This window comes from Pedobacter panaciterrae (genome assembly GCF_013204795.1).
GTDB lineage: Bacteria > Bacteroidota > Bacteroidia > Sphingobacteriales > Sphingobacteriaceae > Pedobacter > Pedobacter panaciterrae.
On the sequence record NZ_JABMKW010000008.1, the window covers coordinates 233235 to 256117 of the forward strand.

A 22883-nucleotide genomic window follows, 5' to 3' on the forward strand; every position below is an offset into this window, starting at 1 on the left:
TTAAAATAACTGTATTGTAAATCAGGAGTTTAGTTGCTCGCTGTAGTGGTGATGTAGTGGCGCTTGTATGGCGATAATGCCTTTGAATTTCTTTTTGTAGGGGTAGTGTAGTGGTATGGAAATATTATAAAAACCGTTTCCAGGTATAGATTTGAGTTAGCTGAAACCGCCAGGTGGAAGTCAAATTAACCAATTATAAACTAAACTAAATCTTATTGTATGAAAAGAAGTCTTACACTTATTTTCTTCGTTTGCTGTCTTCTTATGTCCCCATTTGCCTCAATGGCACAGGAAGTAACAGCAACGGGTAAGGTAACAGACAAGAGCGATGGAAAACCATTGCCAGGAGTTACCATAACATTACAAGGCACCACAAAAGCAACGCTCACAGACGCCAGCGGAAATTTTAGGATCGCGGTTCCCTCTGCAGGGTCAAAACTAATCATCAGCCAATTGGGGATGGTTTCACAAACAATAACCGTAACTAATAGCTCCTCTGTTAACATTGCATTAGAGACAGACGTTACTGCATTGGGAGAGGTAGTAGTAGTAGGTTATGGAACTCAGAAAAAGAGTAACGTTACTGGGTCAATTTCAAGTGTAAAAGCTAAGGACCTGGAAAGCATGCCGATAAATAGGGTCGAACAGGCTTTACAGGGCAGAACTTCCGGAGTAACCATAGCAACAAATAACGGGCAACCGGGAAGTGCAGCCACGGTAAGGATTAGGGGGTATACTACCTTTGCAAAAGATGGTAACAACAATCCTCTATGGGTGGTTGACGGAGTGATTGTAGATAATGGAGGTATTGGATACCTAAATCAATCTGATATTGAATCTATAGAAGTTTTAAAAGATGCAGCATCGCAAGCTATTTATGGAGCCCGTGCTGCAAATGGTGTTATCATAGTAACTACTAAGCGAGGTAAATCCGGACTTCTTCAAATTAACTATAATGGATTTTACGGTACTTCTGCAGCTGCAAAAACTTTGGATCTGTTAAATGCATCGGAGTATGCTACACTTAGAAATGAAGCGGCAAAAAATACAGACCCTAATGCAACTTTACCATTTGCGAATCCCGCAGCATTAGGCAAGGGAACCGATTGGCAGGATATCATATTTAACAATGATGCGAGGAGACAAACCCATGAATTTAGTATCGCAGGCGGCGGAGAGAAATCTACATTTTATTCATCTTTCGGATACATAAAGCAGGAAGGTATAGTTGCAAGTCCGATTTCAAAATGGAACAGAGCGAATATTCGTTTAAATTCTACTCATAAGCTTGCAAAATGGTTAACTGTTGGAGAGAATTTAGGATATAGCCATTCTGTAAATAGCAGCTTAGGTAATACAAATAATGAATTTGGAGGGCCTTTGAGTTCTGCTATTGGTTTAGATCCAACCACTCCGGCGATTGAAACCAACCCGGATCTTATTTCAAAACCACCATATACAACACCAAATGTTTTAAGAGATAAAAGTGGAAACCCATTTGGATTATCACCTTGGGTTGGCCAGGAATTAATTAATCCCCTTGCTTATATTCAAACAAAACTTGGGAATTATGGCTGGGATCATAACATAATTGGAAATGCGTTTGCAGAACTACAGCCTATTAAAGATTTAGTTTTTAGATCAACGTTAGGAACCAAGATTGCATTTTATGGCGATGATGCATTTAATCCGGTTGCCTATTTAAACTCATCCAATATCAGAACTAAAAACTCATTTGTACGTAATTGGAACAATGTTTTGAATTACAATTTTGAAAACACGTTGAGTTATTCAAAAACGTTTGGAAAGCATAATGCGAATATTATAGTTGGTCAGGGAATTTATCTTGATGAAAATGTCAAAACTTTAAATGTAACATTCAACAATATTATTGCAAATAACTTTGAAGAAGCAAATTTAAATTATAAACCAGTTAGTGCAGACAGAACTGCAGATGGAAACGATGGGACAGTTCATAAAGTTAACTCTTTATTTTCTCGTATATCTTATAATTATGACGAAAAATACCTCTTTACCGGTATTATCAGAAGAGATGGTTCATCGCGTTTTGGTGATAACAATAAGTTCGGATACTTCCCTTCATTTTCATTAGGATGGGTGCCTACCAAAGAGAATTTCTGGAAGGAAAATAACGTTATAAATTTCTTTAAAATCCGTGGGGGTTACGGTGTAACAGGTAATGATCAAATTTCCAATTTTGCTTACAATGCCCTGGTTTCAAGTGGACGGAACTATACTTTTGGAACTACAGATGTCAGCTCAATAGGATGGAGCCCGGCAGCCCCTTCTAATCCGGATTTGAAATGGGAAGAAACCCGCCAGACAACATTAGGTTTTGATGCCACTATATTCACCAACTTTACTTTGGCCTTTGACGTTTATAAAAAGAAAACAGTTGGAGTACTTCAGTATCCAACACCCCCAAGCTATCTAGGTGTAGCTGGAGCCCCAGCCCAAAACATTGGAGATATGGAAAATAAGGGTTTGGAACTTGAACTTGGATATCGTAAAACATTCGGAGAATTTAACCTTGGCGTAAATGGAAATGTTTCCTTCTTAAAAAACAAAGTAACTAAACTTGCCACAGGTAAATTATTTATTGAAGATGAAGCCCAAAGCTTTCAGGGTATGGGCAATATTACCCGAACAGGAATAGGGCACTCTTTCAATGAATTCTATGGTTACGAAACACTTGGCATTTTTCAAAATCAAGCGGAAATTGATAGTTATGTCGGACCAGGGGGAACTAAGCTGCAGCCTAATGCAAAACCCGGAGATGTTAAGTTCGCGAATTTAAATGGCGATAATCAGATTGAGGCAGCAGATAGGACATATCTGGGAAGCCCGATTCCAAAATATACTTATGGCCTAACAATAAATATGGCCTATAAGAACTTTGATTTTGTAGTGTTTGGAAGTGGAGCAGGTGGCAATATGATATTTCAAGGCTTACGTCGTTTAGATGTAACATTTGCTAACTGGCAAACTGACATCCTAAATCGTTGGACGCCTACAAATCCTTCGACTACCATACCAAGAGTTGTTGAAAAGGACGACAACAAAAACAACACTAATTTCACAAGAAGATATCTTGAAAAAGGAGATTATTTCAGATTAAAAACATTACAGCTTGGATATAACATTCCTAAAAATGTAATTCAAAAAATTGGTGCGCAAAAAGTACGTGTTTATGTAATGAGTGAAAACCTTTTTACCATAACTAAGTACACAGGGTATGATCCTGAAATTGGAGGAACTGTATTTGGAGTTGATAAAGGAATCTATCCGCAGGCACGTTCGTTTATGGTTGGATTAAATGTTGGATTTTAATAAACATCAAAATGAAAAATAAATTAACATATATAGCTGCTCTTTTTATTGGAGCGCAATTCATGGGATCATGTAAAAAGGATCTGGATGTAAATCCCAGAGAAAGAATACTTGAATCTAATTATTATAAAACTCCTGAACAGGCTTTTAGTAGTTTGATCTCGGTGTATGATCAATTTGGAAACCAGTCTGGTGGCTATTTAACCAAGCTAAATATTTTTTCTTCCGGGTCTGATGATCACTACGCTGGAGGTGATTCCCCATCTGATCTTGGTGATCTGCAGGCAATGAATAACTATACAGTAAGTTCATTATCCGGAGCACCAAGTTATCTGTGGGGTAAAGGCTTTACCGGGGTTTATAGGGCCAATATATTTTTACAAAAGGTAGAGGAGATTCAAATGGATGCCAGTACCAAAAACAGATATATTGCAGAAGCAAAAGCTTTAAGAGCTATCTTTTATTTCGACCTGGTTCGGATATTTAAGAACATACCCCTTATTTTAAAACCCGTTGAAACGAGTGATTGGTATAATGTCCTACAGGTTCCTCCTGCCGATGTATACAAACAAATTGAATTGGATTTAAAAGAAGCTATCCCCAATCTTCCGTTAACGGTTCCAAGAAACACTGAAGGTGGAAGGTTAACCCAGGGAGCGGCTCATGCAGTACTCGGTAAGGTATACCTTTGGCAGGAAAAATTTGCTGATGCCGCTACTGAATTTGCAGATGTAAACGGTCCTTCGCCCGGTACTACGCCTAGTAAATATGGTTATGTGCTAATGAGCAAGTTTGAGGACTTGTATAAACTCGCTAATAAATTCAATTCCGAATCCATTCTTGAGATTTCCTATAACAGCACTTCAAATATGGGCTGGGGTAATGTTGGTAGTGGCGAAGGTAATGTAGCTGGGATTATGTCGGGCCCTCGGAACTACAATATTCTAATTCCTGACAAAGCTCCGGATTATGTTTCCGGATGGAGTGTTATGCCATTTACTAAAGAGTTCTTTGCACTCATTCACTTCGATCCTCGTAATAAACCAACAGTTGCAAATTTAGATAGTCTTGAAAAGGCCGGTATTGTAACTTATAAACACGCCAACGATAATACTGGTTATTTTGTTGAAAAGTATGCTGGCAGAGTATCCACCAAAGCCAATAGCGGACAGCTTGAACTTAACTTCCCTTATAATCTTTATGAAATACGTTTGGCCGACACTTACTTAATGGAAGCTGAAGCTGTATTGAAAAGTGGAGGAGCTGTTGGAGCAGGAAGCAGAGCTTATGCTGCTTTAAATGCAGTAAGAGCCAGAGTTGGATTGAAACCAGTGGACGTTACCATGGATAATATAATAAAAGAAAGACGTATTGAACTAGCAGCTGAAGGACAGCGCTGGTTTGATCTTGTGCGTTGGGGACTTGCACCTGCTAAACTAGCCTTTAAAGGTTTTGTGGCCGGAAAAAATGAAACATTACCTATTCCAAATGGTGAACTAAATAATACAAAGATAGTTCAGAGTAAAGAGTGGGGTGGTACTAAATAATGCGCTAAGAGGTGGATAAGACATCCACCTCTTATTTCTGTTTTCTAATATACATCACTTAATAATTATGAGATCAAAAAAGCTCAGTTCAATTCTAGGGCTGGTTATTACATTTGTTTCATTTGTCGCAAATGCTCAAAATGATGTGAGCCTATGGCTTACAAAAGCAGATAAATCAGTTCTATTTACCAAACAGAAAAGAATATTGAAATTTGCGGGCATAAAAAATAACAATCCAACCATTGTAGTTGATGAGAAAGAGCCTTTCCAATCAATTGATGGTTTTGGCTATGCGTTAACTGGAGGAAGCGCCCAACATCTCATTAAAATGAGCCCTAAAGCAAGGGCAGCTTTGTTAAAGGAATTATTTGCTACTGATGGTAATAATATTGGGGTTAGCTATATACGACTGACCATCGGTGCCTCAGATCTAAATGAGAAAGTATTTTCATATAATGATTTAGCTGAGGGAGAAACAGATTTGGAGCAAACCAAATTTGAATTGGGTCCCGATCGAATAGATGTAATTCCCGTAATGAAAGAAATACTTTCTATCAATCCAAATATCAAAATAATGGGGTCGCCCTGGTCGCCACCGCTATGGATGAAAACATCTTATGATGCAAGAGGGGGGATGTTAAAACCTGAATTTTATGAAGCTTATGCAAAATACTTTGTCAGGTATATTCAGGATATGGGCAAAGAAGGAATTCATATAGATGCTGTTACTATTCAAAATGAACCACTTCATCCTGGCAATAACCCAAGCCTGCTGATGGTGGCACCTGACCAGGCAATCTTTATTAAGAATAACCTTGGACCCGCTTTCCAGAAAGCCGGTTTAAAGACAAAGATTATTATATATGACCATAATGCGGATCGTCCTGATTATCCAATTACGATTCTAAATGATCCTGATGCCAGGAAATATATTGATGGGTCTGCTTTTCATCTTTACGGTGGAGAAATTGAGGCATTAACAGATGTGCACAATGCCTATCCTGACAAGAATATTTATTTTACAGAACAAATGGTTATTGAAGATCCAAACGAAAATAGGATCAACATTTTATCACCAATTAAAAGACTCATTATAGGAGCTACCAGAAACTGGAGCAGAAATGTTTTAGAATGGAATTTAGCAGCAGATCCTGAAAATAAACCTTTTACGGATAGAGGAGGATGCCCGATGTGCCAAGGCGCAGTTACGATAGATGAAGATAAAGTAACAAGGAACCTAGCCTATTATTCGATAGCGCATGCATCTAAATTTGTTCGCCCTGGTTCTCTGCGAATTGCTTCCAGCGAGCCCAAAGAGCTTTCTAATGTTGCATTTAAAACTCCTGACGGAAAAAAAGTACTAATAGTTGCCAATAGTGGAAAGAATGCACAAACATTTAATATTAGCTTTAATGGTAAATTACTAAGCGATACGATTGACAATGGTGATGTTGCAACCTATATCTGGTAATATATCCTCAAAATAACTTTAACACACAATTTAACTTATACTCTTTTTATGTTTCAAAAATTAACATTAGTCAGGCTATTTTTTATAATAGCGGTATCTGTTTTGTATTCCACGTCTGGGTTGGCACAGGGCTTTTTAAGGGCAGATGGAAAGAAGATTGTAAATGAAAAGGGCGAGAATGTATTATTAAGAGGAGTTGGTCTTGGGGGATGGATGCTCCAGGAGGGTTACATGTTAAAAATAAATAAAGAAGGTCAGCAATATCGTATTCGGGAAAGAATTGAAGAGTTAATGGGGGCGAAACAAACCCAGGAATTTTATGATCTGTGGCTTGCCAATCATACCAGAAAGATTGATGTAGATTCAATGAAAGCATGGGGCTTTAACTCAATCAGGTTACCAATGCATTATAACCTTTATACATTACCTATTGAAAAAGAATCTGTGAAGGGACAAAATACCTGGCTAGACAAGGGATTTGCGATGACAGACTCTTTACTTTCATGGTGCAAGGCAAATCAGATGTATTTAATTTTGGATCTTCATGCAGCACCTGGCGGACAGGGAAATGATTTAAATATTTCAGATCGAGACCCTTCAAAACCGTCACTATGGGATAGTCCTGCTAATCAGGAAAAAACGATAGCTTTATGGAGGAAGTTAGCAGAGCGATATGTCAATGAACCCTGGATTGGAGCATATGATATCATAAACGAACCTAACTGGGGATTTGAGGACCTTGCAAAAGACAAGAATGGAATAAATGAAAAAAAGAATGAGCTATTAAAGAAATTAATGGTTGATATCACAAAAGCAATAAGAGAGGTTGATAAAAAACACATTATTATAATTGAAGGTAATGGCTGGGGAAATAATTATAATGGCATTCTTCCTCCTTGGGACAATAATATGGTTCTAAGCTTTCATAAATACTGGAGCTATAATGATCAGGCATCGGCGGAAAATATGATCAAGACAAGAGATCAGTATAATATTCCTATTTGGTTAGGTGAGACAGGAGAGAATTCAAATGTTTGGTTTACCGAGGCCATTCGCTTATTTGAAACTAATAATATTGGTTGGGCATGGTGGCCACTAAAGAAAGTTGGGGCCAACAATCCAATGGAAATAAAATCTAACCTGAACTATAATGATGTTGTAAGTTATATAAATGGAAATGGAAATAAACCTAAAGAAAGTAATGTTTATAGTGGTTTAATGGAGCTTGCTACTTACGCAAGACTTGAAAATACAATTATCCATTATGATGTAATTGACGCAATGATCCGTCAGCCTTTTTCTGCAGAAACCAAGCCATTTAAAAAGCATATTATTGGAAAAACTACTACTGTGAATGGAGTTGATTACGATTTGGGCAGAAACGGCGCTGCCTATTTTGATAAAGACACGGCAGACTATCACGTCTCTACCGGAAAATATACTGCAGGAAACAAAGGAAGAATTTATAGAAATGATGGGGTGGATATTGCAAAAGACAGTACCAAATATGAATCTTATTACGTTAATAATATTGAATCAGGAGAGTGGCTTCAGTATACTGTTGATGTAGAAAAAAAAGGAATATATACTATTAAATTAAATGTTGCTTCAGATAATACGAAGGGAAGGATTTCTTTAGCTTCTGACGGAGCCTTAATCGCAAAAGAAATCACGGTATCCAACACAGGCGGATTAACAACTTTTAAAACAATAGAAATAAAGAATATTCCACTCAAAGCAGGGAAACAAAGTATAAAGGTTTTGGCAGATACAGGTTATTTTAATTTTAATTACCTTCAATTTATTAGACAAATGTAATTGCAAATTAAATTATGAAGCGTAAAGGACGTTTACTCCTTGTGTTCAGTACTATAGCTATTTTGGTGATTCTATTCTCCCAATGTATGGATACCTCCAAAAATATGAAAGCAACAGAAACATCCATTGCAGGTGCAAAAACATGTGTCCAATGTCATAAAGATATTTCCAATTCTTATTTAAATGATGTTCATTATGCTGCTTCAAGCCCGGTAGAGAATAATAATCAGATCAAACTTGGTACTGATTACGTTTATGAGTATGATAAAAACTTAAAAGTTGCCATAGAAAAAAGAGATAGTGGTACCTATCAGGTTGTTTATTTTAATGGAAAAGAAGATCTGGCTAAAAGATTTGATATTGCTATTGGGGCAGGTAAAAATGCTTATACCTATGCCTCATGGAGAGGGAATATATTAAGACAACTTCCACTCTCTTTTTTTAATCAAATAAATGGATGGGCTAACAGTCCGGGTCTGCGAACAAGCAGCCCGGATTTTGGAAGGATAATAGACTCACGATGCTTAGAATGTCATAGCTCCTTTATAGAAAGTAACAAGGCAAATAATGGCAGTTTAATTGTTTCTCACGAAATGTTGAAATCTTCTCTTGTTTATGGAATTGATTGTGAGCGCTGCCATGGGCCAGCAGGTAAACATGTTGAATTCCATTTAAAAAATCCTGATGAGAAGGAAGCTAAATTTATGGTGCTTTATAAAACACTTACAAGGAAACAAAGAGTTGATGCATGTGGCATTTGTCATTCCGGTAATGATGCAGAGTTACTGAAATCTACATTTTCTTTTAAGCCAGGAGAAGATATTAAACAATATTACGCGCATGTTTCATCGGCTCAGGAATCCCAACTCGATGTTCACGGCCAGCAAAACCAGATGCTTGAGGCGAGTAAATGTTTTACTAAAAGTAATTCGCTCGAATGTTCAACGTGCCATAGCCCGCATGATCAGAACAAAGGAAGCTTAACATTGTATTCAAAAAAATGTATAAGTTGTCATGCTACCATAAAGCATACACAGAAAACATTGGAAAACGCTATGGTAAAAACCAATTGTATTGATTGCCATATGCCTTTAAAACCTTCCAAGGCAATTAGCTTTCAACAGGCCGGCATGTCAGACGTAAGTCCGTATATGCTCAGGTCACACCGTATAGCAATATATTAAGCGTAAAAATTTTGTGTCACTGTTTGAATTATATTGTTAAATTTGTTTTAAGCAGACATTAAATTCATGGATTACAGGCTCTTATCTGATGACGAATTAATTGTTCTTTTCAAAGGAAGTTGCCAGCATGCGTTTAAGGAGATGTATTTGCGGTACTGGCAAAAGGTATATCAGGTTGCTTATAAGAAAGTACACCATAAAGAGCTTGCCGAAGAGTTAACCCAAAATCTCTTTGTGGAACTATGGAGACGAAGAGAAACAGTAACAATAAATTCATTAGGGGCTTATCTTTTCGGGAGTTTAAAATATTGTATCATCAATCATTACAAATCATTATTGGTTCAGGAAAACTATCACAATTATGTAAAGGCTTCTGCGAATTATGGGGTAGTAAACAATACCGATTATCTATTGATGCTTAATGAACTCTCTGACGCACTTGCCAGAGGGATTGCACTGCTTCCCAAAAAAACTGCCGAGGTATTCAGAATGAGCCGAATTGAACACCGCTCGGTTAAAGATATATCTGAGCAGCTTCATATATCCGAAAAAGCAGTTGAATATCACATTACCCAATCGCTTAAATCAATTCGGTTTTACCTTAAAGAGTACCTGTTTCTATTGGTTGCTTTTATTATGTTTCTATAAGTTTCATTTTTTTTTAAAATTATTTTAGGGATAAGGGCTACTTAGCTTACATATAGTTTAAAAGCTATAAAAATGAGCAGAGAAGCATTTCATCTATTACTGGAAAGATACCTGCAGAACAGGTGTACAGATGAAGAAAAGGAAATTATCGAAAAATGGTATGGAATGCTTGATAAGCATGATATGGAAGATATTGCCCCAACCCAAATAAATGCATTGGAGCAGAAACTGTGGGACAGAATACATGAAAGTGCCATCACAGAAGATGAAACTCCTGTTCGTAAACTTAAACCTCAGCGCCAAACATCCAGAACTTTAATAACTGCTGTTGCTGCCGTAATTGCAGGCTTTGTAATTATTACCGCCTATGTATTCTTTAGAGTTGACAGTAAAAAACCTGAATTCATGGTTGCCTCAATTGCAAACAATATTAATTCTGTTTCAAATAATACTGCTATGCCCATGGTAGTAAATTTGGAAGACGGAAGTTCTGTTACCCTGCAACCAAAATCTTTATTGAAGTACCCTAAACATTTTTCCAAAACTGTTCGTGAAGTCACACTTGAGGGAGAAGGCTTTTTTGAGATCAGTAAAAACCCATCCAAACCATTCCTTGTATACAACAGCAATGTAATTACAAGAGTTGTAGGAACCAGCTTTATCGTAAAAACAAATAGTACAGCAAGCGAAACTGAAGTAACAGTTAAAACAGGAAAAGTAATTGTTTCTCCAAACTCCGGGACCCTTTCCTTTAAAATTGGTGACCTCTTAAAATCAGGCAAAGGGGTGATACTTACCCCAAATCAGAAAACTGTTTATAGTGCCTCCGAAAATACATTTGCAACCACACTTGTTGATAAACCTTTACCGATAGCAAAAAATAATAAGCAACCTATAAAAGAGAGCTATTCTTTCAATGACAGCCGTGTTGCCGATGTCCTAAATCAGCTTCAAAAATCATATGGGATTGAATTTGTTGTGGAAGACAAAGAATTGTACAACTATACATTTACGGGCGACCTCTCTGAACAAGATTTATACAGTCAGTTAGATTTTCTATGTGAATCAATTCAGGCAACCTATCAGGTAAAAGAGACTAAAATAATTATCAAAGAAAAAAATTAAAACCTAAAAATCAACCAGAACTAAAAACCTAACCAAACCAGCTTATGAAGAAAAGAGAATTTTACTAACCAAATGATAAAAAAAAAACTGACAATGTTGCGGGACATTGCCAGTTAAAAATTCTGTACGAAAAGTTTCATATTAACGAACAAAACTCCTAAAGTTATGAAAAAAAAGCGATTTGTTGCTTTAATAAAAACAGCAATGAGGATATCTATAGCCCAAATATTTCTTGTAGTTCTATTCACATGTGGCGCAGCGGCAAAAAATGCTGGCGCTCAGGGAATATTGAATAAAGAAATTTCCATCAGCATTAATGATGCTAAGGTAACCGAGATATTAAATGAAATTCAAAACCAAACAAAAGTTAAATTTATTTATAGTCCATCGGTAATTAAGTCTGAGCGAAAAACATCAGCAAACTATACCAAAAAACGGCTTGGAGACATCCTTGACGAGACATTAAATCCACTAAGTATCTTCTATAAGGTAATTGATAACAGAATTATTCTGTACGAAAAAGATATGTCTAAGAAGACTAATGAGCCAAATACCAATAAGCCCCCTGTTCCACTCAAAGGTAAGGTAACTTCAACAAAAGGAGAAACATTACCCGGGGTAAGTGTAAAAGTAAAAGGTACTACAACAGCTACTATTACAGATATAAATGGAAATTTTGCCATTAGTGTGCCTGATGCTAATGCTGTTTTGGTTTTTTCTTATATCGGTTTTACGTCAAAAGAAGTTCCGGTTAATGGCCAGAGCACTTTAAATGTTCAGCTTGTCGAAGAAGAAACTTCATTAGGTGAAGTTGTTGTTCTGGGATACTCGACACAAAAGAAAAAGGACCTTACCGGGGCCGTTTCTGTGGTGAATGTTGCCGACATGATTAAACAACCCAGCCCATCCATAAATAATCTGTTGCAAGGACAGGCCTCTGGGGTTACCATTTTGGGTTCGGGACAACCTGGAGAAGAGCCTCAGGTGCGTATCAGGGGAGTAAATACTTTTGGCAATAACAACCCACTTTACGTGGTTGATGGTGTTCCAACGCTCAATGTAGCCGATATTAATCCGAATGATATAGAATCGATGCAGGTGTTAAAAGATGCAGGATCAGCTTCAATTTACGGATCACGTGCGGCAAATGGAGTTATTGTAATCAGTACTAAAAAAGGTAAGGATAAAGTAAAGGTACAATATGATGCTTATTATGGTACACAGCGACCTAAAACAGGAAACGTTTGGAATATTTTGTCGCCACAGGAGATGGCAAATCTGAAAAGACTTGCTGAAGCAAATACTGGAGAAACTGAATTTGATGATCCACTATATGGAAATGGTCCAACCTATGTATTGCCCGATTATATCTATCCACTAGGGGCTAAAGAGGGAGATCCATCTGTAAACCCATCCTTATATAATGTAAAACCGTTATTTACTTCTGATGAAGAGTATAATAACTTTTACAGAATTAATAGAGCAAACAAAGCAGGAACGAACTGGTATGATGAAATATTTAACCCGGCACCAATAACCAGTCAGAACATCTCTGTAAGTGGCGGTTCAGATCAGGGGAGTTATCTTTTCTCTGCAAATTATTTCAATCAGAAAGGAACATTGGATAGAACTTATCTAAAAAGATATACAGTGCGTTCTAATACTCAATATAACATTGGAAAATATGTCAGGGTTGGAGAGAACTTAGCTTATACCATTACAAATAATCCTAAAATAGACGGGCTTAGTGGTGACAATGCTATAGGGCATGCTTTTAGAGAGCAACCTATTATCCCTGTATATGATATTATGGGGAATTTCGCAGGTGGTTATGGTGGGAAATTAGGCGATGCCTATAATCCGGTAGCCATGCTGTATCGTACTAAAGATAATAAGGCAACAGACAACAGGTTATTTGGAAATATCTTTGCAGAGGCAGATATTTTGCCTTTTTTAACACTTAGAACTGCATTTGGTGCCGATTCATTTTCAGGCGCATCCAGATCATTTGTTTTTCCTCAATATGAAAATGCAGAGAATACAACTAGTAACAGTTATGCCGAATCTTCAAATACTGGATTAGAATACACCTGGACAAATACCTTATCATTTAACAAAACTTTTAACCTGCATAGTTTAAAGGTATTGGTAGGAACTGAGTACAACAAGAACCGGTATAGCACCATGAGCGGAAGTAACAAAGGCTATTTCTCATTTGATCCCGATTATACAAACCTTTCGAATGGTAGCGGCCCAATGGAAACTGTTAGTGAAAGAACTGCTGATGCTTTGTTCTCACTAATAGGGCGTGTTGATTATGCATTTAATGACAAATATCTTATCGGAGCTACTATCCGTAGAGATGGTTCATCTAAATTCCTGAAAAACACATATGGAGTTTTTCCCGCAGTAAGTGGTGCCTGGAGGATCTCAAAAGAAAGCTTTTTATCTGATGTGAAATGGATTACGGATCTAAAAATAAGAGGTGGCTGGGGTATTATGGGTAACCAGGTAAATGTTTCCGGTGCCAACTCCTTTACAACATTTGGTAGTTCAATTGGCCAGTCTTATTATGCAATAGGTGGCGGAAATGCTGTAGTTGCAGGATTCTTTCAAAATCAAACCGGAAATCCGGATGCAAAATGGGAGAAAAATGTAAACTCAAACTTTGGTTTTGATGCAACATTATTTGGTGGCGGTATAGAGATCTCTGCTGATTATTACCAGAAAAATGTTCGTGATCTTTTGTACAATCCAGAAATGATTGGAACTGTTGGTGCTGCTACTGTGCCATTTGTTAACATAGCTCAAATGAAAAATGATGGGTTCGATATTTCGTTAACAGGACATAAAGATGTAGGAAGCGATCTTAAACTTAATGCCACTGCAACAATTACCACCTACCGTAACGAGATAAAAAAAGTATCTGGAGATGTAGATTATTACGATGTAGATTCAAGAAGATTTGATGGTAGTCGTATTATTCGTAATGCTGTAGGACACTCGGTTAGTGAATTCTTTGGTTATAAAATAGCCGGATTCTGGAATTCAGACAATGAAATTGAAGCTGCAAATACAAAAGCTCAAGCTGTTACCGGTGATCCAAATACTGTTTATCAGGATGATGTTAAAGTCGGCAGGTTTAAATACGCAGATGTAAATGGCGACGGAATGATTACGGCCGATGACAGAACCTTTTTAGGTAATGCAAATCCGGATTTCAGTTACGGGCTTAACCTGGGTGCTAGTTTTAAAAACTTCGACTTTAGTGCTTTCTTTTATGGTGTTCAAGGCAATTCAATTTGGAATCAGGTAAAATGGTGGACAGATTTTGTGCCTTCTTTTGGCGGAGCAAAAAGCCACACAGCTCTTTATGACTCATGGACACCCTCGCATCAGAATGCAAAGGCACCAATACAGGAAACAACCCAATCTTTTAGCACAAACAGTGTCCCTAATTCTTATTTCGTAGAAAAAGGATCTTACCTGAGACTTAAAAACGTGCAAATTGGTTATACACTCGCTGCAAATAAGCTTCAAAAGCTGGGTGTTAACAGGCTAAGGGTTTATATCTCTGCGGCCAATTTGTTCACAGTAACAAAATATTCAGGAGTAGATCCGGAAGTTGGAACCTCAAGTGAAACAGGACAGCAAACAGCCTACGGGGTTGATGACGGTTCTTATCCAAGTCAACGGACTTTTTTACTGGGTTTAAATTTACAGTTTTAATTACCTAACGGTTTAAGGAAATGAAAAGATCAACATATATATTACTAGCTGTGCTGTTATTTACAGGACAACTATTTTATTCTTGTAAAAAGGCTTTAATACAGCCACCTCTTGGCTCATTATCAGAAGAGCTTGTTGCTAACAAAAATGGTGTAAATGGACTGCTAATTGGCGCTTATGCCGCTTTAGATGGTATGCAAGGTGGCGATGTTGCATTGGGTGGGGGCGATGCCTGGCAAGCCTCTCCTACGAACTGGGTTTTTGGCTCTGTGGTAGGTGGTGACGCTTCTAAAGGAAGCGACGGTGCAGATCAGCCGGCTATTGATCCAATTGCCAATTTTTACTCAGGAGCAACCAATGCTTTTTATGATGGCAAATGGAAAGCACTATATGAAGGTGTTACACGTACAAATAATGTTTTAAAGCTGATGGCAAAAGCTACAGATCTGAGCGAAGCAGAGCGTAAAAGTATTGGCGCCCAGGCACGTTTTTTACGTGGTCACTATTATTTCGAATTAAAAAAGATGTGGAATATGGTTCCCTGGATTGATGAAACCACAACTAACTTTAATCAACCTAACAATGTGGATATATGGCCGCAAATTACTGATGATCTGAAGTATGCTTATGAAAATTTACTTCCAGCTCAATCTGAAATAGGGAGGGCAAATAAATGGGCAGCGGGTGCATATCTTGCCAAGGCTTACTTGTACCAGCATAAATATGACCTGGCCAAACCAGTATTTGATGCGGTTATTACACAAGGTCAAACCAGCTCAGGCCTAAAATATGATCTGAATAAAAATTTTGAAGACAACTGGTTGCCAAGCAGAGAAAATAATCCGGAAGCAGTTTTTGTGATCCAAATGGCTGCAAACGCAGATCCAACAGGACCTTCAAATGCCAACAATGGCGACATGCTTAATTTCCCTTATGGGGATGGAAGCCCTTTTAGCTGCTGCGGATTTTTCCAGCCTTCAATAGATTTGGTAAACCATTTTAGAACAAACCCCGCTACAGGATTACCATATTTAACAAACTTTAATAGTTTCCCTGTAAAAACAGATATGGGAGTAGAGGCTGGCCAAAATTTCACGCCAGATGAAGGAACACTTGATCCACGTTTGGATTGGACTGCCGGTCGTCGCGGCATACCTTATCACGACTGGGGAATTTACCCTGGTAAACCATGGGCAAGAGATCAAAGTTATGGCGGTCCATATGGACCAAAAAAGAACGTTTATTGGAGTGAAAATGCAGATAGCGATGGAGACCAGGGCACCTGGGCACCGGGAACGGCTGTTAACTATTCAATTATCCGTTTTGCGGATGTACTTTTAATGGCTGCCGAATGTGAGGCACAAATTGGAAGTTTAGGTAAAGCTCAGGAATACGTAAACAGGGTTAGGGCAAGAGCCGCGGATCATGAAAGCTGGCTTTTTAAATATAAAGATGATGAAGACCCTTCTGCCGGATTCTCTGATGAACCGGCAGCCAATTACAAAATCAATGAATATCCGGCAGGAAACTTCACAAGTCAAGGTAAAGACTATGCCTTAAGAGCGATCTATTATGAAAGGAAAATAGAGCTGGCAATGGAAGGTCACCGATTCTTTGATTTGGTGCGATGGGGTATAGCCGATCAGGAATTAAATGCCTATTTTAGCTATCAGGGAAAAATTACGTCTGACGTGAGGAACGGTAAGTTTGTTAAGGGCAAGAATGATTATTACCCAATACCACAGCGCCAGATAGACTTAAGCCAATCTAATGGTGCGCCGGTTTTAAAACAGAACCCAGGATATAATTAATCTGAACATAACCTAAAACAATGAACCAACCACAACGTTTTTTATCACTCGATGTATTTCGGGGTATGACAGTCTGTTTCATGATTATCGTGAACACACCCGGTAGCGGAGCAGAACCTTTTGCCATGCTGAACCACGCCGCTTGGCACGGTTTTACACCAACCGATCTGGTATTCCCATCGTTCTTATTTGCTGTAGGAAATGCCATGAGTTTCTCTATGAAAAAATTTGCCCAGATGGAGAACTCAGCAGTGCTTGCAAAAATATTTAAGCGTACACTGCTTATATTTCTTATAGGATATCTAATGTATTGGTTTCCTTTTTTTAGTTACAACGAAGGTGGAGGCATTAGTTTCTCGCCCATAGCAAATACGCGAATTTTAGGTGTTTTGCAGCGAATAGCGCTTTGTTATGGTATTGCCTCGTTGCTAATCCATTACCTGAGCACCAGAAGCGTAATCATTATCAGCTTATTGTTTTTGATTGGCTATTGGGTGGCCTTATTGTTATTTGGCGATGCGGCGGATCCGTTTAGTATGACGGGAAATGCTGGCCAATATCTTGATCTATATGTGCTGGGAGATAAGCATATGTACCATGGCGAAGGTATAGCTTTTGATCCTGAAGGGATATTGAGCACCATACCTTCCTGTGTGAACGTGATTATCGGATATTTTGCTGGTAAATTCATACAGGAAAAAGGAAAAGGATTTGAAACAATTTCGAAACTATTACTTGCCGGTGGTCTGTTGATATTAATAGCAATATGCCTGAATCCGGTATTTCCTATAAACAAAAAGCTATGGACAAGTTCTTTTGTATTGGTTACCTGTGGCTTGGATCTGGTAATTATCGGCGCGCTGATTTATGTTATAGAAGTAAAATCCTATACGAAATGGACAGGTTTCTTTACGGTTTTTGGGAAAAACCCGTTATTCATTTACATAGTTTCAGAGGTGTTGTTAACCATCATAGGGGTGATCATTCCTGGTTTAGATTTCAGGGGATGGGTTAGCACAAGGTTTTTTCAGGTTATCGCACCTGGTCCTGTTGGTTCATTGCTTTTTGCAATTTGTTTTATGCTTACCTGCTGGCTGGTAGGCTATATACTCGATAAAAGGAAAATATACATACGCGTTTAGTTATCAAACAAAATGAAGAAATTCTGTATTCTAATTGCACTACTTTTTAGTGGTTTAATAAATGCTTATGCACAATCGGCATCGCCGTTTAAGATTAGTGACCTCCACATTACAAGGGAGGTCTTGAACAATATTGATGATAAAACCTTATCAGTACTAACAATTACTAATAATGGCAAACAAACATTTCCTGCCGGAGGCTGGAGCATTTATTTTAACTCCAGACCTATGCAAGTTACCGGTATCGACAGTCTTAGTGCCGGAATAAAACATATAAATGGAGACTTATTTCGTTTGTATCCCTTAAAAGGTTTTGCGGCTTTAAAATCTGGTGCATCAAAAAAGATCAAAGTGCTTTCAACGGAGGTAAAAAATATTACTGACCTCTCATCAGGTTTTTATCTGGTGTGGGACAAAACCCCTTCTAAAGGATATAATATCAAGCATACAGATATAAATCCGACTCAGCAGGTTGAAAAAGTAGAGGCTGAGGTGGCGGCTCAAGTATTTAGCCGGAACAAATCTATACAGGATATTCCTCTAGATAAACTGCCCAAAGTTTTTCCAACTCCTGTATCTTATAAAGAACAAGAGGGGGCATTTAAATTGACCCCAGAAGTTTCGATAATAACTGAAATTGAGTTTGATAATGAGGCCAATCTATTTGCCGATGAATTATCGGCTATACTCGGTAAAAGACCTTCTTTTGTTCAGTCGCCTGTTAAAAACATTATTGTAATTAAAAAAGGAAACATAAGCGGTAATGAGTCCTATAGACTAAGCGTTACACCAGAAAGTATAGTTGTTACAGCTGCCGAACCGGCAGGCGCATTTTATGGTATACAATCTTTAAAGACTTTATTCCCTTCCACATCTTGGGGAGCTATCCAAAAGGAAATTGCAGTACCTGCAGTCGAAATTGAGGACGCTCCCCGGTTTGGATTCAGGGGATTCATGATGGACGTAGGACGAAATTTTCAAGCTAAAAAGGAGGTGCTGAAAGTTTTGGACGTGATGGCACTTTATAAAATGAACGTGCTTCACTTCCATTTAAATGATGATGAAGGATGGCGATTGGAGATTCAAGGCTTGCCTGAACTTACAACAATTGGCTCGCAACGTGGTCATACGATTGATGACAGTAAGAATATTCTCCCATCGTACGGATCTGGATCTGAAATAGGTGTGAATTCCGGAAGCGGATTTTATACACGCTCCGATTTTATTGAAATCCTTAAATATGCTACTGCAAGGCATATCCGCGTGATACCTGAGATTGAAACCCCCGGCCATGCAAGAGCCGCCATTAAGTCTATGGATGCCAGGTACGAAAGATTAATGAAAGCAGGTAAAAAGGAAGAAGCCGGACAGTATCTGTTGCGAGATTTGAATGATAAATCAATATATGAATCGGTTCAGGGATGGAATGATAATGTAATCAATGTGGCGCTACCATCAGCGTACAACTTTCTTGAAAAAGTGGTCGATGAAATACGCATTATGTACACAGAAGCCAATGCTCCACTGGCAACAATACATTTTGGTGGTGATGAAGTCCCGGCTGGAGTATGGGAAAAATCTCCTGCTGTTGCAAACTTGTTAAAAACCGATACTTCAATTAAAGGGGTAGATGAAATGTGGCATTACTATTTCAGCAAAGTCAATAATATGCTTAAGGCAAAGCAGTTGTATTTGTCGGGCTGGGAAGAAATAGGACTACGAAAAGCACTGGTAAATGGAGAAAAGAAGATGGTGCTTGATGATCGTTTTGCTAATGAGAATTTCCACGCCGATGTATGGAATAACTTAAGTGGTAATGAGGATCTTGCCTATAAATTAGCCAATGCAGGATATAAAGTTGTACTAACGTGTGTTACAAACCTTTATCTGGATCTGGCAACCAACAAAAGTTTTAACGAAACCGGCCAGTATTGGGGTGGTTATGTTGATGTAGAGAAACCTTATTATTTTGTTCCTTATGAACTGTTTAAAAATTTGAAGGAAGATGAAAGTGGTAACCCTATTGATAAAAAGAAATTAGAGGGGAAAACTACGCTTACTGAATTTGGAAAATCAAACATTGTGGGCATACAATCGCCTTTGTGGAGTGAAATCATTAAAACCCCTGAAAGATTTGAGTATATGCTTTTGCCAAAGTTATTTGGTGTAGCTGAAAGAGCTTGGGCAAAAAATCCCGAATGGGCAATTGAAACAGATACCTTAAAAAGTAAAGTATTGTATAATAAGGACTGGTCTGAATTTGTGAATATTATTGGCAAAAGAGAAATACCAAGGTTAAATCATTATTCAGGTGGTTATAATTACCGTATTCCAACCCCTGGGGTATCAATAGAAAGCGGGCGGGTGAGTGCAAATTTACAATTGCCAGGGTTTGTAATTCGGTATACTACAGATGGAACAGAGCCAACAATAAATAGTACTATCTACAAATCAGCTATTGATACAAAAGGAATAATACAATTAAAAGTGTTTAATAGCGAAGGCAAATCTGGCCGTTCGGTTAAAGTGCAAAATTAATAGGAAAGACAAGACAGTACAGGTTGCTTGTTAATGATTATAATTAGATATTTATTCAAGTTATGAGATTTTTCAAAAGGCAGAATAACTATTCTGCCTTTTGAAAAATTCATTTTTTTGAAACCAAATATAAAATCTAATTATGTTACAGCACATAGCATTCTGGCTTTGGGATTTTTTAGGCCATCTGCATCCTTTGGCAGTCCATTTTCCTGTGGCGCTGCTTTTATTTGCTGCTATACTGGAGCTATTCACTTTAAAAAACTTTAATTCAAAACTACGTTCAGGTATTGATGCCCTCCTTATTGCAGGATCACTTGGCGCTATAATATCTGCAGCTTTGGGGTGGTTACTGTATCAGGATGGTGATTATAGCGGCGATGTTTTAACGTTGCACCAATGGATAGGATTTGCAACTGCAGCGCTTGGTGTTTTAACGCTTTTTTTTCTTTATCAAATCCGCAAAAAAGATAAGTTTAAGCAAGTTAAAGTTTATCGGGGTTTATTATTTTCGACAGCAATTGGTGTTTCTGTAGCCGGCCACTTTGGAGCTAATTTAACGCATGGAAGCGATTTCCTGTCCAGCACATTGCCATGGAGCAAGGATTATGAAACAAAGGGCTCAGATAATTTTAGGCTTGTTGCATTAAAGGGTGATACAGCTAAGCTTACAAAAAAGCAGGAAGTAGAATTAAACACTGAGGTAAGAGCTATACTTGCACATAATTGTTATAAGTGCCATGGCTCAGAGAAAGTAAAAGGAGATTTGAGGCTTGATGGGAAACACGTAGCTTTTAAAGGTGGCGAGAATGGGCCTGTTATTGTGCCTGGTAATCCTCAGGAAAGTGAAATATTTAAGCGTATTTCTTTACCTGCAGATCATAAAGATGTAATGCCTTCTAAAGGGAAAAAGCTGGCTGAAAAGGATATTGAAATAGTCCGTTTTTGGATAGAAAAAGGAGCCCCATGGCCAGATGATGGCACAAAGCAAAACGTTTTTAGAGTAGCAAAACTTGAACCGCGTAATCCTGTTCTTCCTGCTCCCTCAAATAATTTATCTAATCCTGTTGATTTATGGACTAACCAGTATTTTGCTAAAAATAAGATTAAATGGCCCTCATTAGTTGATGACCGTACTTATTTAAGGAGGATTTATCTTGATATCATTGGTCTATTACCTGGCCCGGCCGATTTGGAATCATTTTCAAAAGATGCAAGACCAGATAAAAGAGCCTTGTGGGTTAAAAAATTACTGAGTCTTGATAACGATTATGCTTTGCATTGGCTAAGTTTCTGGAATGATGCTTTAAGAAACGATTATTCAGGAACCGGATATATTACAGGAGGTCGTTTCAACATTACTGATTGGTTGTTCAAATCATTAAAAACGAATAAACCTTATGATCAGTTTGTAAAAGAATTAATTAGCCCTTCCGAAGAGTCAAAAGGGTTTATAGAAGGTATAAAATGGCGTGGAGTTGTCAATGCCAGTCAAAGAACAGAAATGCAGGCGGCTCAAAATGTTTCGCAGGTATTTTTAGGTCTTAATCTGAAATGCGCTTCTTGTCACAATAGTTTTATCAGCGATTTAAAGCTGGATGATGCCTATGCTTTCGCAAATATTTTTGCAGATACAACGCTGGAAATTAATCGTTGTGATAAACCAACCGGAAAATATGTAGATGCAAGGATGCTTTGGAAAGAACTTGGTACTATAGACAACAAAGCCCCCGTTAAGGAGAAAAGGAAACAGCTAGCCGAAAATTTAATTAAACCTGAAGACGGACGACTTTATCGTACTATCGTAAACCGGATTTGGTCGCAACTTATGGGACGTGGTTTGGTTGAACCAGTTGATGTTATGGACAATGAGCCATGGAGTCAGGATTTACTAGATTGGATGGCATTTAATTTTGTTGCCAGCAAGGCTGATTTAAAAGAGCTGATTTATCAGATTACCACATCCAATACTTATCAACTGCCGTCAGTAGGCTTTAAAGAGGTAGCTCAGGTTAGTAACCCGAATTATAAGTTTAAAGGAATGGTACGTAAAAGAATGTCGGCCGAGCAGTTTACTGATGCTGTAAGCAGTGTTATAACTCCTGTTTTTGTTGATTCAAACATCAAATATAACCCTCAAATTAGGCCATCCTTTATTCGGGCTTCTTTGGTGGCCAACAATAGTTTCCTTACGGCCTTAGGCAGACCAAACAGAGAAACAGTAGCTACCAGCCGAGATTCACAAGCCAATTTGCTGCAAGCCCTTGAACTTACCAATGGCTGGAGGTTTAATTCTGTGCTTAAAATTGGTGCCGAGCATTGGAAAGCAAATTACAAAAATACCGATTTGCTTATTAAAGATATTTACTTAAAAACTTTAGGTAGGGAGCCGGTTGAGAAGGAAATTAAAATAGCCAAACAGGCTCTTGGCAAATCTCCTGGTGTTGATGCTATTCAGGATTTATTCTGGGCGATGGTACTGCTGCCCGAATTTCAAATAATCTATTAACCCGAATTAT

General features: G+C 38.0%; 12 protein-coding genes. All 12 read left to right on the plus strand.

Annotated features, from left to right (window positions below; translation table 11 throughout):
• Positions 1–219: 219 nt before the first annotated feature.
• The 12 genes from HQN86_RS03130 (at position 220) to HQN86_RS03185 (ending at position 22873) form a co-directional block, all read left to right on the plus strand.
• Positions 220–3351 carry a SusC/RagA family TonB-linked outer membrane protein gene (locus tag HQN86_RS03130; RefSeq protein ID WP_172659576.1) on the plus strand — a complete coding sequence of 1044 codons (3132 nt, stop codon included), beginning with the start codon at positions 220–222 and terminating at the stop codon, positions 3349–3351.
• Between the two features lie 11 nt (positions 3352–3362).
• Positions 3363–4898 carry a RagB/SusD family nutrient uptake outer membrane protein gene (locus tag HQN86_RS03135; RefSeq protein ID WP_172659577.1) on the plus strand — a complete coding sequence of 512 codons (1536 nt, stop codon included), beginning with the start codon at positions 3363–3365 and terminating at the stop codon, positions 4896–4898.
• A 67-nt stretch (positions 4899–4965) separates the two neighbouring features.
• Positions 4966–6369: a glycoside hydrolase family 30 protein gene (locus HQN86_RS03140; protein ID WP_172659578.1), complete on the plus strand. Its 1404-nt coding sequence runs from the start codon at positions 4966–4968 to the stop codon at positions 6367–6369.
• A 48-nt stretch (positions 6370–6417) separates the two neighbouring features.
• Entirely contained in the window at positions 6418–8187 is a 1770-nt protein-coding gene (locus HQN86_RS03145; RefSeq protein ID WP_172659579.1) for a cellulase family glycosylhydrolase, read from the plus strand.
• A gap of 14 nt (positions 8188–8201) precedes the next feature.
• The gene (locus tag HQN86_RS03150) at positions 8202–9371 is read left to right on the plus strand and encodes a multiheme c-type cytochrome (protein ID WP_172659580.1); all 1170 of its coding nucleotides are present in this window, start codon (positions 8202–8204) and stop codon (positions 9369–9371) included.
• Positions 9372–9437: 66 nt separating this feature from the next.
• Positions 9438–10019, plus strand: coding sequence for a sigma-70 family RNA polymerase sigma factor (locus HQN86_RS03155; protein ID WP_172659581.1), 582 nt, complete (start codon positions 9438–9440; stop codon positions 10017–10019).
• Between the two features lie 72 nt (positions 10020–10091).
• A complete protein-coding gene (locus tag HQN86_RS03160; protein WP_172659582.1) occupies positions 10092–11144 on the plus strand; it encodes a FecR family protein in 1053 nt (350 codons plus the stop codon).
• 165 nt (positions 11145–11309) lie between these two features.
• Complete coding sequence (locus HQN86_RS03165) at positions 11310–14873, plus strand: SusC/RagA family TonB-linked outer membrane protein (RefSeq protein ID WP_172659583.1); 3564 nt, start codon at positions 11310–11312, stop codon at positions 14871–14873.
• A gap of 20 nt (positions 14874–14893) precedes the next feature.
• The gene (locus tag HQN86_RS03170) at positions 14894–16684 is read left to right on the plus strand and encodes a RagB/SusD family nutrient uptake outer membrane protein (RefSeq protein ID WP_172659584.1); all 1791 of its coding nucleotides are present in this window, start codon (positions 14894–14896) and stop codon (positions 16682–16684) included.
• Positions 16685–16704: 20 nt separating this feature from the next.
• Positions 16705–17826, plus strand: a complete 1122-nt coding sequence (locus HQN86_RS03175) for an acyltransferase family protein (RefSeq protein ID WP_172659585.1) — start codon at positions 16705–16707, stop codon at positions 17824–17826.
• A 12-nt stretch (positions 17827–17838) separates the two neighbouring features.
• Complete coding sequence (locus HQN86_RS03180) at positions 17839–20364, plus strand: family 20 glycosylhydrolase (RefSeq protein ID WP_172659586.1); 2526 nt, start codon at positions 17839–17841, stop codon at positions 20362–20364.
• Positions 20365–20506: 142 nt separating this feature from the next.
• Positions 20507–22873: a DUF1549 domain-containing protein gene (locus HQN86_RS03185; RefSeq protein WP_172659587.1), complete on the plus strand. Its 2367-nt coding sequence runs from the start codon at positions 20507–20509 to the stop codon at positions 22871–22873.
• The last annotated feature ends 10 nt before the right edge of the window (positions 22874–22883 follow it).

Excerpts from the sequence above, each read along its gene's own strand:
- HQN86_RS03130 (WP_172659576.1), top strand. The coding sequence starts at position 220 with ATGAAAAGAAGTCTTACACTTATTTTCTTCGTTTGCTGTCTTCTTATG.
- HQN86_RS03135 (WP_172659577.1), top strand. The coding sequence starts at position 3,363 with ATGAAAAATAAATTAACATATATAGCTGCTCTTTTTATTGGAGCGCAA.
- HQN86_RS03140 (WP_172659578.1), top strand. The coding sequence starts at position 4,966 with ATGAGATCAAAAAAGCTCAGTTCAATTCTAGGGCTGGTTATTACATTT.
- HQN86_RS03145 (WP_172659579.1), top strand. The coding sequence starts at position 6,418 with ATGTTTCAAAAATTAACATTAGTCAGGCTATTTTTTATAATAGCGGTA.
- HQN86_RS03150 (WP_172659580.1), top strand. The coding sequence starts at position 8,202 with ATGAAGCGTAAAGGACGTTTACTCCTTGTGTTCAGTACTATAGCTATT.
- HQN86_RS03155 (WP_172659581.1), top strand. The coding sequence starts at position 9,438 with ATGGATTACAGGCTCTTATCTGATGACGAATTAATTGTTCTTTTCAAA.
- HQN86_RS03160 (WP_172659582.1), top strand. The coding sequence starts at position 10,092 with ATGAGCAGAGAAGCATTTCATCTATTACTGGAAAGATACCTGCAGAAC.
- HQN86_RS03165 (WP_172659583.1), top strand. The coding sequence starts at position 11,310 with ATGAAAAAAAAGCGATTTGTTGCTTTAATAAAAACAGCAATGAGGATA.
- HQN86_RS03170 (WP_172659584.1), top strand. The coding sequence starts at position 14,894 with ATGAAAAGATCAACATATATATTACTAGCTGTGCTGTTATTTACAGGA.
- HQN86_RS03175 (WP_172659585.1), top strand. The coding sequence starts at position 16,705 with ATGAACCAACCACAACGTTTTTTATCACTCGATGTATTTCGGGGTATG.
- HQN86_RS03180 (WP_172659586.1), top strand. The coding sequence starts at position 17,839 with ATGAAGAAATTCTGTATTCTAATTGCACTACTTTTTAGTGGTTTAATA.
- HQN86_RS03185 (WP_172659587.1), top strand. The coding sequence starts at position 20,507 with ATGTTACAGCACATAGCATTCTGGCTTTGGGATTTTTTAGGCCATCTG.